The sequence below is a fragment of the Dyadobacter jiangsuensis genome, from assembly GCF_003014695.1.
In the GTDB taxonomy this organism is placed as follows: domain Bacteria; phylum Bacteroidota; class Bacteroidia; order Cytophagales; family Spirosomataceae; genus Dyadobacter; species Dyadobacter jiangsuensis.
In genome coordinates this window covers 1,808-4,988 of sequence record NZ_PYAS01000038.1, presented here as the reverse complement: position 1 = coordinate 4,988, position 3,181 = coordinate 1,808, and the positions used below count along the sequence as shown (strand labels likewise).

2 rRNA genes are annotated in these 3,181 nt (G+C 52.0%); both read right to left on the bottom strand.

Going from position 1 to position 3,181, the window contains the following annotated elements:
- Window positions 1–112, bottom strand: a 5S ribosomal RNA gene (gene rrf, locus CLV60_RS34000).
- A gap of 221 nt (window positions 113–333) precedes the next feature.
- Window positions 334–3,154: ribosomal RNA gene (locus tag CLV60_RS33995) — 23S ribosomal RNA — on the bottom strand.
- Window positions 3,155–3,181 lie beyond the last annotated feature (27 nt).

Below are 3,181 nucleotides of genomic sequence, written 5' to 3'. Positions count from 1 at the left end.
TTGTGGCGGCTACCTACTTTACCGGGTTTGAACCAAGTATCATCGGCGGATCCGGGCTTAACTTCTCTGTTCGGGATGGGAAGAGGTGAACACCAGACCAATAGCCACCAACAAGATTGTAGTTGGTTTAATTGTTCGCTAAGGGAAGAGTTGAAGTCGAACGCGACTCCGAACCAGACCAATAGCCACCAACAAGATCTTTCGAGGGAGGAAGGGGAGGAAGGAGTATGGAGGAAGGGGATTCCCTTTTCCATTGTGCCTGCGCGGCCCGCCTTTTTTTCCATTTTCCTTTCATGTCATATTGGAAGTAGAAGAGATGAAGATAAAGATTAAATGTGCAAGCTGTTGGGTAATTAGTACTGCTCAGCTGAGTGTATTTCGACACGTATACCTGCAGCCTATCAACGTCGTAGTCTACAACGACCCTTATGTGGAAGATTCATCTTCGGGCTAGTTTCGCACTTAGATGCTTTCAGCGCTTATCTATTCCCCACATAGCTACCCGGCCATGCTACTGGCGTAACAACCGGCTCACCAGCGGTGGGTCCACCTCGGTCCTCTCGTACTAAAGGCAGCCCCCGTCAATCTTCCTACGCCCACCACAGATAGGGACCGAACTGTCTCACGACGTTCTGAACCCAGCTCGCGTGCCACTTTAATCGGCGAACAGCCGAACCCTTGGGACCTTCTCCAGCCCCAGGATGTGACGAGCCGACATCGAGGTGCCAAACCTCCCCGTCGATGTGAGCTCTTGGGGGAGATCAGCCTGTTATCCCCGGCGTACCTTTTATCCTTTGAGCGATGGCCCTTCCATACAGAACCACCGGATCACTATACCCTGGTTTCCCACCTGCTCGACCCGTCGGTCTCGCAGTCAAGCCTGCTTGTACTATTGCACTCCACACACGGTTACCAAGCGTGTTGAGCAGACCTTTGGAAGCCTCCGTTACACTTTTGGAGGCGACCACCCCAGTCAAACTACCCACCATGCACGGTCCTGCTCACAAGAGCAGTTAGATCCCAGGCCAGCGAAGGGTGGTATTTCAACGTTGGCTCCTGAACGCCTGGCGACGCCCACTCACAGCCTCCCACCTATCCTACACATCCCTGACCCGAAAACAATGCAAAGCTATAGTAAAGGTGCACGGGGTCTTTCCGTCCCGTGGCGGGTAAGCGGCATCTTCACCGCTACTACAATTTCACCGAGCTCACGGCCGAGACAGTGCCCAGATCGTTACACCATTCGTGCAGGTCGGAACTTACCCGACAAGGAATTTCGCTACCTTAGGACCGTTATAGTTACGGCCGCCGTTTACTGGGGCTTCGATTCAATGCTTCTCTTGCGATGACATCCCCTCTTAACCTTCCAGCACCGGGCAGGTGTCAGGCCCTATACGTCAACTTTCGTTTTGGCAGAGCCCTGTGTTTTTGCTAAACAGTCGCCTGGGCCATTTCTCTGCGGCCTCTCTTTGCAGAGGAGGCTCCCCTTCTCCCGAAGTTACAGGGTTAATTTGCCGAGTTCCTTAGCCGTGATTCACTCGAGCACCTTAGAATATTCTTCTCGACTACCTGTGTCGGTTTACGGTACGGGCTGCATACAGCTGGTGTTTCAAAAGCTTTTCTTGGAAGCGTCTTCGATGATTCGCATCGCCCGTAGGCTCCGCTCAACGCACTATTCCGTCAGTACGTACCATCCACGTCGCTCCGTCACTTTTTCACACTGCATGCAGGGGCAGGAATATTAACCTGCTGTCCATCGGGGGTCGCCTGTCGGCTATCCCTTAGGCCCCGCCTAACCCTCCGTTGATTAGCATAGCGGAGGAATCCTTAGTCTTTCGGTGTGCGGATTTCTCATCCGCATTATCGTTACTTATGCCTACATTTGCTTTTCTCACCAGTCCAGCCCAGCTCACGCCAAACCTTCACCCCTGTGAGAATGCTCCCCTACCGATCAGTATAAATACTATCGCATAGCTTCGGTAATATGCTTGATGCCCGTTTATTATCGATGCCCGCCCCGCTCGACCAGTGAGCTGTTACGCACTCTTTAAATGTATAGCTGCTTCCAAGCTAACATCCTGGCTGTCTCTGCAGTCGGACCCCCTTAGTTCAACTTAGCATATATTTTGGGACCTTAGCTGATGCTCTGGGTTGTTCCCCTCTCGGACTGGGACCTTAGCACCCCAGCCCTCACTGCCGTGTATATCATGCCCCATTCGGAGTTTGTCAGAATTTGGTAGGATTTGACTCCCCCTAGTCCTATCAGTAGCTCTACCTGAACATGACTCAACCACAACGCTGTTCCTAAAAACATTTCGGGGAGTACGAGCTATTTCTCAGTTTGATTGGCCTTTCACCCCTACCCTCAGTTCATCCGAAAACTTTTCAACGTTTACCGGTTCGGTCCTCCACGATGTGTTACCAGCGCTTCAACCTGACCAAGGGTAGATCACAAAGTTTCGCGTCTACGGCCACTGACTAATCGCCCTATTCAGACTCGCTTTCGCTTCGGCTCCTGTTCTTCAAACATTAACCTTGCCAGTAACCGTAACTCGTAGGCTCATTATGCAAAAGGCACGCCGTCACCCGAAGGCTCCGACCGCTTGTAAGCGCATGGTTTCAAGTTCTATTTCACCCCGTTGCTCACGGTACTTTTCACCTTTCCCTCACGGTACTCGTTCACTATCGGTCTCTCAGGAGTATTTAGCCTTGGCGGATGGTGCCGCCGGATTCAGAGGGGATTCCACCGGTCCCCACTTACTCAGGATACTCACTCAATTAAACTCGCTGCCTGTACGGGATTCTCACCCTCTACGATTGGCCTTCCCATGCCATTCCAGTTCGCTATTTAACCACTAGGTGAGTCCTACAACCCCAACCTGGCCGTAACCAGATTGGTTTGGGCTGGTCCGTGTTCGCTCGCCACTACTTACGGAATCACTATTGTTTTCTTCTCCTGCGGGTACTTAGATGTTTCAGTTCCCCGCGTTTGCCCCCCGTAGGGTAATCAGGCTTCACCTGATTGGGTTGCCCCATTCGGACATCTATGGATCAATGCATATGTGCTGCTCCCCATAGCTTTTCGCAGCTTATCACGTCCTTCATCGCCTCTGAGAGCCTAGGTATCCCCCATGCGCCCTTAATTCGCTTGCGCGACTTTATTCTTCTTCTCTTCTACTTT